Genomic DNA, 7,281 nt, shown 5'->3' with positions numbered 1-7,281 from the left:
CTATCACTGTATCCTTCATCTGCCGTCCTTTCGCGCAGTCGTTTCTTCCAACGACCATTCTGGCACATTGCGATGCCGTGCGGGGAGGACGGCAACCACCCCATCTCACAGATTTCGCACTCCTCCGGGTCCAGCGACCATTTCGGAGCGCCGGTGAAGACGACATCCGCGTTCAGAGCCCGAGAGAAGGCGATGGCGGCGTGACCGCCCATCGACATGCCGAACAGGATGATCCGGGAATAACCGGCGGCGATATTCCTGATAAGGGAAAGAACATGATCCGTTTCGGGAGAAATATACCAGTAATCGACCTTTGCGGTAATACCAAGGCAACTGATCCGGTTTTTCCGAACAGGCGTTTCAGCGAGAAATGTCCGGCAGGCATGCTCTGTCTCCCAGGCGCCGACGAATGTGACCAGCAGATAGTCTGTGTCCCCTTCGGCTTGGTGGACGACAAGTTCTTCGCCTTCATAAAGGATCATCACCGTTCTCCGGATCTCCGACACATTATGCACCGTTCCTGCCGGAGCGTTTCCTGTGAAACGGATCGTTTCTTTAATGTGACATCTACGTGGTTACCAGATTATGTGTAAATATAAACCGGTCGATATTTTTTTTATTAAAAACAGATAAAAATACATAAATGGATCAGATCATATCTTCCGGTATTCATCTGGACACAGTATGACATAATTCTGTAATTATCTGACAGAGACAAGGGAGCGCACCCCGGACGCGTTCTGGTCCGCTGATCTGTCTGGCAGCCTCATGCTGGCCGCATATGATTTCTATCGTATTTACCGGCAGACCGTGCTGGCTTCGTTGCTCCGTTCCGTTTTCGGGAGCAAGTATTTTCGTGAAGCGGGCGTCAGTATGCGCGTTCGTTCAGGTCATGAATCTGCGTTGTACAGCGCTGCCTGCCGTTTGCAGTATGTCATGATCGTTTCGTCTTCGCGGCGGGCAGTTCTTTATAGTCTTCGATGACTGTTCCGGCGACATTTCTGACGTTGTCGTTGGTGACGCCAGCGGTCCGTACAGGGTCCGGGTGGCCGAGGGGGCAGAGCGCGAGAAGTTCCCAGTCGAGCAGGTTCGGGGAGTCCAGGTGGTTACTGTAATCGGGATGGAAACAGGCATAGCCGTTCGGTGTCCGCAGGGCGACGACCTGGCTCTGCTGTCCGTTTTCCCTCGGGTGGTCGGCCGGAACCTGGAGGAAGCGCAGGACGCCTTTGTCGTGGCGATCCAGGGTCAGGAGGAAGCGGTCGCCTTCCTGCCGGATATAGAATCTCTGAGCGCTGATCAGGACGGTGACATATTTCTCACCTGCTGTTTCATAGCACAGAACGGGAACGGACGTGTTGTCCGGGATGATGAATTTACGGCCGTGAAGACGGGCTCCGGCGATATCGTAAGAGACAACAAACGCATGGCTTGACATGACGAGGGGCGTCGGGGCCGCTGTGGCGGGGAGCGGTGGCGCGACGGCCTGTGAGTCTGAGGCTGGTTGCGCTGGCAAAGAGATCGCGGGCTTCCCGGTTATATCCGGCCCGGATGAGTCTGTAGATCAGAAGGCTGATGAGCGCTTCTCCGGCGAGCAGGTCCCGGAACGTGTCTCCGGCTCTGGCGTAAAAGGCGTTGACCATGTGATAACAGAGCAACGGATGCCGGGCGTGTCCGACAGCCAGTCTGTTTCTGATATTTGTCGGGTTTTTGCGTCTGACATCTGAGATGAACCGTCGCAGGAGTTCGGGATCGCCGGTCAGAAGTGTTCTGATCAGCGCTCCGAACACGGCTGAGCCGTTCAGGCTTTTCATGACGACGTGTTCGGCGTGGAAGACCGGGATATAGTGAATATCCGGGATATATTCGGTTATTTTCGTCAGATTATACGCATCTTCGCGGTCGGCGGGATCGCAGGCGACATAGATCTGTCCCTGAACCTGATCCGGACGGACGCCCATGCCCTGCATGCCGTCGCGGAAGTTGCGCCGGACGGTGTCGGCGTCGATCTCGCATTCTCCCGGATCGACGGACCATTTCGGCGCACCCGCGAAAACGATGTCGGCGCCGAGCGCGCGAGAAGGCCAGAGCGGCGTATCCGCCCATCGAGACGCCGAAAAGAATGACCCGTGAATACCCTGCGGCGATATCACGAATCAGTGAGAGAACGTGATCCGTTTCGGGAGAGATGTAGTAATAATCCACCTTTGTTGTGACGCCGAGACAACTGATCCGGTTTTTCCGGGCGGGCTCCTCGGCGAAGAAAGTCCGGGTGGCATCGGCGGTTTCCCAAGCGCCCGAGAAAGTGACGAGGAGGTAGTCTGTTTCGCCTTCAGCCTGGTGAAGAACGAGTTCCTCGCCCTCATACACTATCATGATCGTCACTCCGGATGAGAGGACTTCCCCTGCTCCGGCCGGCGCAGGAACCGCTCTTTTTGCTTGGTAATGGTAGGTGTAACTTATGATGTGTGTAAATATTCGCTGAATGAAAAATTTGGCACAGGTGTTATTAACTTCTTATTAAGATGCGTGCTGAGTATAGATGCGGGCTGACCAGACGCTTTGCAGACTATCCGCTGCATGGTTATTCTCGTCGTCTTTTCAGGGGCGTCCGGCGCGGTGGTACGGATGGCCGCTAGCGATGGCGCGGGCGCGGTAGAGCTGTTCGGTGAGCATGATGCGGGCGAGCATGTGGGGCCAGGTGAGGCTGCCGAGGGAGAGGGTGGCGTCGGCGCGGGTGATGACAGGGGTGTCGAGGCCTTCAGCGCCGCCAATGAGGAAGCAGAGCGGGCGTCCGGTTTCGAGCCAGCCGGTGAGCATGTCGGCGAAGGCTTCGCTGGTCGGGGTTTTGCCGGCGAGGTCGAGAGCGACGACGAAGGCGCGGTCCGGGAGGGAGGCCAGCAGCGCCTCCCCTTCCCTGCGTTTGATTTCGCCGGGCGAGCCTTTGCCGTCGGGGAGTTCGGTGATGGTGAGGGCCGGGCTGAGGCGCTTCACGTAGCGGTCGATGAGGGCGCGTTCGTGGGCGTCTTTCATGCGGCCTATGGCGATGAGGCGCATCGGTTCGGTCCTGTATTCTGTCTGGTCTGCGGTTTTCGTGTGTATGGGCCGGGGTGGCGCGTCCGGGCAAGGCGGGTGTGACGGGGTGGCCATGACGGAAGGGGCAGAAGAATCTGATCTGACGGGGCCGGGTTCCTGTCTGGTGGTTTCTTCATAGGGGGACAGGCGTGGCTCATGCTGTTCTGCCGGATGTCGGGGCCGGTTAGCTCCCTGAAGGATGTCGGGCTGGCGGCAGAGACGGCTTGTTTCCCCGCTTCGGCTACGGGGTTTGATCTGGCCAATGTTGCGCCGATGTCATGATATGTTAATTTTTAGACAGAAAGAACGAATAAGTAATTTCTCTGGTATGAATTACTAAACCTTCATATGAGAAAGATACACTTTCCTGAAAAGCTTATCTTTTTTAACGGGACGCAACAATGTTAATAAATTCGCCCGGATTATGGTACGACAACCGCCTGGTAGCCTCCCCGGTCAGAGATAACACGAAATACTCAGGAAATAACCGGATACACACCTCTCCGTTTCAGGAGTTGTGGTGGATGGATGCTGCAACGGATGGGCGTTATGAAATTATTGAAGTTAAAAACTGTGATAGTGTTTCATTGCATATGCCAATATTCAGGCAAAAGCGGTTTCTGTTTACCTGCATAGGGATGCCTGTTTATACGCGGACGCTGGGGCCGGTCCTGTCACTACCGCCTTCAAAACCGTTTAAACGCATGCAGAATATACGGAATCTTGTCGACGATTTTGTTCAGAAATTACCGGAACATGACAGTATCAGACTCCGGCTTCCCCCTGGCGACGAAACAGTTTTTGGTTTCGCATTACTGGACTTTAACTGCGAGGAATTATTTACATTTCGCGTACCTCAGGGCGTCGATATTGAAGATGTGTGGAAAAACTGCGACCAGAAAACCCGCAATGTCATCAGGTCAGCGGGTCGAAAAGTTTGTATTAAAGAAGAAGGCGATTTTTCTGAATTCAGAAAACTGTCTCTGATCAATAATCCGGAAGAAAAAAATACCAATGATTTCCGTATTATGGAAAATATATATAATGCTGCAAGATTAAGAAATCAGTCGACGATACTAATCGCCAGCAATGAATCCGGGAAAAATATTGCAGCCTCTATTATCGTCTGGGGCTCGGAATATGCTTATTTCTGGCAATCGGCCCGGGACCCGGCCTGCGGGGTTGGAGGTGTAAATGCACTTTTACTATGGAGTGCCATCCAGATGGCCAGCGAGATGGGACTTGGTTTTGATTTCGATAGTTTTGGATCAGCAAAAAGTGCAAAATTTCTTGCCAGCTTTGGTCTGCCGCCAGTTGTCCGGACGGAAGTCGCCCGGCAATCGGCACCATACAAATTGTTTAAGGTAGCAAACGGCATGGTCAGGAAACGGGAAACAGACCGGCAATCCGCTCATGAATGAATTTGATCGTGTTTGCAGCAGAGGAATTAACATTTTAAGTTAAAAAAGTGCTTTTTCGCACCTTCCGCCAGAAGACTGACGGCCGCTCTGCCTTTGGCACGCCGAGTCGCGTTTGACGAGGAGCGCTTGACCAGCGCGTGCGGAATCGGGAATTGCACGCGCATGATCAGCCAGTTCTTTCTGTCCGGACTGTATTACGCACTGCCAGCATAACGGCGGTGTGATCTCTGATCTGTGTTCAGCCGCTGCCTGACAGGCGGTTGCAATAACGAAGCCTCCGGGCCGGGTGGCTTTACCGGGGTTTTGTTCCTGTGACTTTCATGACTGTTTCGGATCGCGAGGATGGTCGGGTCGGCGTCGTCGGGTTTGATGCGTTCGGGCAACTGATTGCCGGGCTTGTCCGTCCGTATCATGAGGTCGCGGTGTATGACCCGGATGCGGGCCGGAAGGTGGATGCGGAGCGGGTCGGGGCGAAGTTTCTGGCGCTTGCGGAGGTTGCGGGCTGCAGAATTGTCGTCTTTGCCGTGCCGATGGCATCGGTTGCTGAGGTGGTACGGCGGATTGCGCCGATGCTGCGGCCGGGGGCGCTGGTTCTCGATGTTGGTTCGGTGAAGGTTCTGCCGGCGGCGGCGATACTGCGGGAACTGCCTGAGCATGTGGATATCATCGCCACGCATCCGCTGTTCGGGCCGCAGAGTGCGCGGCGCGGGCTGGTGGGGGCGCGGATCGTACTGTGTCCGGTCCGGGGACGTTACGGGCATCTGGCGTTGTTTCTGCGGCGGGAGCTTGGACTGCGGGTGATTGTGACCTCGCCGGAGGGGCATAACCGGGAGATGGCGGTTACGCAGGGGCTGACGCACTGGCTGGCGCGGGCGCTGGTCGGGATGGAGGCGTCGGAGCCGGCTCTGTCGGTGCGGCTGACGACGGCGAGTTTCGATCTGATCCGCGAGGCGGTGGGGATGGTGCGGTATGATTCGCCGGCGGTTTATGAGGCAATTGGTGCGCTCAATCCGTTTGCGGCGGAGGTGCGGCGGGACTTTATGAACGCGGCGGCGGTTCTGGATCGGGAGCTGAAGGCGCGGGCCGGGCTGGCGGGGATCCGTGAAGAGGATGCGCAGCCTGCCGGGGTGTGTCCGTAGTTTTATCCCATGCTCTGGCCTGGGTTGCCGCAAGGGGATGAGGCCCCTTGCGTGCAGAGCTGTGAGCCCTGCTCTTCTTAGAGAGTATAACAGCAGATTTTTCAGAGCGAGGTGACGGAGATGTCCTCGTCCGGTTCGTCGAGATCGCTGCCCCACATGCGTTCCAGGCCGTAGAGTTCGCGGGCCTCGGCTTTGAACAGATGGATGACGATGTCGCCGGCGTCGATCAGCACCCAGTCGGAACCGTTGGCGCCTTCGACCAGGATGCGTTTCAGGCCTTCGTCGCGCAGTTTGCGGTCGATATGCTGGGCCATGGCGCTGATCTGGCGGTCGGCGAGGCCGGTGGCGATGATCATGCGGTCGGCGAATGAGGCGCGGCCGGTCAGGTCGATGACGACGATGTCCTCGCCTTTATCGTCGTCGATGCTTTCGGTGATGATTTTCACATAACGATCGACGTCTTCCGCCGGGGCGTGGGGGCGTTTCTTCGTACCTTTCGCCGGGCCGGCGGCGGCGGCCTTCTTGCGCGGTGTGCCGGGGGCTTTGGCGGCTTCAGCGAGGCGGGCGTCGACGGGTTTAACGGCCGCTTTCGCTTTTGCTGCGGGTTTGGCCGTGCCGGACGCTGCGGCACTGGCGGTGCGGCGTTTTGGCTCCGTCTCGGAGGGGGGCTTCCTGGCTATGACCGTATCTCCTGTCCGGGTGGTCGCCCGCACTGTCTGCTCTTGAGGTTTATTGCGCTGCGTTACGCAGGGCTGTTGACGATATACCGTTCTGAGGGCCTGGAAGAAAAGCCCAGGCGGGCGGGGTTTTTTCGGGAAGTTGCCGGATTTTTGCCGTGGGCACGCGGCAGTGTCTCAGAAAAGAGGCTGTCTGGCCGCGCAGGGCGGCGGCGTTACTGCCCGGACGGGGCATGACGGCGATGGGCATGGCGCTGACGACGTCTTTCCAGCGGCGCCAGCGGGGAAGCTGGGCGAAGACATCCGTTCCCATGATCCAGACGAAGCGGGCGTTGGGGAAGCGGGTTTTCAGGGCGTGGATGGTGTCGATGGTGTAGCGGGTGCCGAGCCGGGATTCGATGGTGGTGGGGATGAAGGTCCGGCCTGTGACGAGGCGGCGGACGGAGGCGAGGCGTTCGGTGAGTGGCGCCATGCCGCTGCGGGGTTTGAGCGGATTGCCGGGCGAGACCATGAGCCAGACCTGATCGAGGCCGAGGGCGCGGGCGGCACTGCGGGCGATGCGGATGTGACCGTGATGGGCCGGGTTGAAGGAACCACCGAGGAGACCGATCCGCAGGTGGCGGCGGTCGCCGTGGACGGGGATCGGATCAGTGGTGGGGGGATCGGAGAGGATCAAGGGCTGACACCTAAGGTGCTGCCCTGAGACCCGCCGGAGGTCAGAGAGTTCCGGAAGCCGGCCTGTTTCGTGAAACGGGGTGTGGGGGGCGTGATGCGGAGGCACGACGTCCGAAGGCGCACTGTGCACGACATTCTGGGGCGCGCTGTGCATCGCATGGGAAGACTTTCTGCGCGCGGTATGTGGAAGCGTACTGTGTATGATACGGAAAAGCATGCTGTGCACGATATATGAATACGTGCGGGGCACGGCGATCCTTGCCGGGTTCGGGGAGAGCCCGGCAAGATGCGTCCGCT

At 57.7% G+C, this 7,281-nt stretch carries 6 protein-coding genes and 2 pseudogenes; 2 read left to right on the top strand and 6 right to left on the bottom strand.

Going from position 1 to position 7,281, the window contains the following annotated elements:
• The 4 genes and pseudogenes from GOB93_RS11375 to GOB93_RS11360 all read right to left on the bottom strand — a co-directional run.
• Positions 1 to 482 (bottom strand): annotated as a pseudogene (locus GOB93_RS11375) (hypothetical protein); the annotation flags it as partial.
• Between the two features lie 452 nt (positions 483 to 934).
• A complete protein-coding gene (locus GOB93_RS11370) occupies positions 935 to 1,435 on the bottom strand; it encodes a hypothetical protein (RefSeq protein WP_173583604.1) in 501 nt (166 codons plus the stop codon).
• Positions 1,374 to 2,150 (bottom strand): hypothetical protein, encoded by a 777-nt coding sequence (locus GOB93_RS11365; protein ID WP_173583603.1) that lies wholly within the window; start codon positions 2,148 to 2,150, stop codon positions 1,374 to 1,376. Before GOB93_RS11365 ends, GOB93_RS11370 begins: the two co-directional genes overlap by 62 nt.
• Before the next feature lie 448 nt (positions 2,151 to 2,598).
• Positions 2,599 to 3,054: a 23S rRNA (pseudouridine(1915)-N(3))-methyltransferase RlmH gene (locus GOB93_RS11360; protein ID WP_173583628.1), complete on the bottom strand. Its 456-nt coding sequence runs from the start codon at positions 3,052 to 3,054 to the stop codon at positions 2,599 to 2,601.
• Positions 3,055 to 3,596: 542 nt separating this feature from the next.
• On the opposite strand from GOB93_RS11360, the gene GOB93_RS11355 reads away from it, so the two are divergent.
• The gene (locus tag GOB93_RS11355; RefSeq protein ID WP_173583602.1) at positions 3,597 to 4,493 is read left to right on the top strand and encodes a GNAT family N-acetyltransferase; all 897 of its coding nucleotides are present in this window, start codon (positions 3,597 to 3,599) and stop codon (positions 4,491 to 4,493) included.
• A 320-nt stretch (positions 4,494 to 4,813) separates the two neighbouring features.
• Entirely contained in the window at positions 4,814 to 5,632 is an 819-nt protein-coding gene (locus GOB93_RS11350; protein ID WP_173583601.1) for a prephenate dehydrogenase, read from the top strand.
• A 101-nt stretch (positions 5,633 to 5,733) separates the two neighbouring features.
• Here GOB93_RS11350 and rsfS read toward each other — a convergent pair.
• Together rsfS and GOB93_RS11340 are read right to left on the bottom strand one after the other, a co-directional pair.
• Positions 5,734 to 6,180 (bottom strand): annotated as a pseudogene (rsfS, locus tag GOB93_RS11345) (ribosome silencing factor); the annotation flags it as partial.
• A 181-nt stretch (positions 6,181 to 6,361) separates the two neighbouring features.
• Entirely contained in the window at positions 6,362 to 6,985 is a 624-nt protein-coding gene (locus tag GOB93_RS11340) for a nicotinate-nucleotide adenylyltransferase (protein ID WP_242010716.1), read from the bottom strand.
• Positions 6,986 to 7,281: the final 296 nt, after the last annotated feature.

Source organism: Acetobacter musti (assembly GCF_011516835.1).
GTDB classification, from domain to species: domain Bacteria; phylum Pseudomonadota; class Alphaproteobacteria; order Acetobacterales; family Acetobacteraceae; genus Acetobacter; species Acetobacter musti.
The sequence above is the reverse complement of the archived record's forward strand: the minus strand, read 5'-3'. Positions and strand labels throughout refer to the sequence as shown.

Excerpts from the sequence above, each read along its gene's own strand:
- GOB93_RS11360 (WP_173583628.1), bottom strand. The coding sequence starts at position 3,054 with ATGCGCCTCATCGCCATAGGCCGCATGAAAGACGCCCACGAACGCGCC.
- GOB93_RS11350 (WP_173583601.1), top strand. The coding sequence starts at position 4,814 with ATGACTGTTTCGGATCGCGAGGATGGTCGGGTCGGCGTCGTCGGGTTT.
- GOB93_RS11355 (WP_173583602.1), top strand. The coding sequence starts at position 3,597 with ATGGATGCTGCAACGGATGGGCGTTATGAAATTATTGAAGTTAAAAAC.
- GOB93_RS11370 (WP_173583604.1), bottom strand. The coding sequence starts at position 1,435 with ATGTCAAGCCATGCGTTTGTTGTCTCTTACGATATCGCCGGAGCCCGT.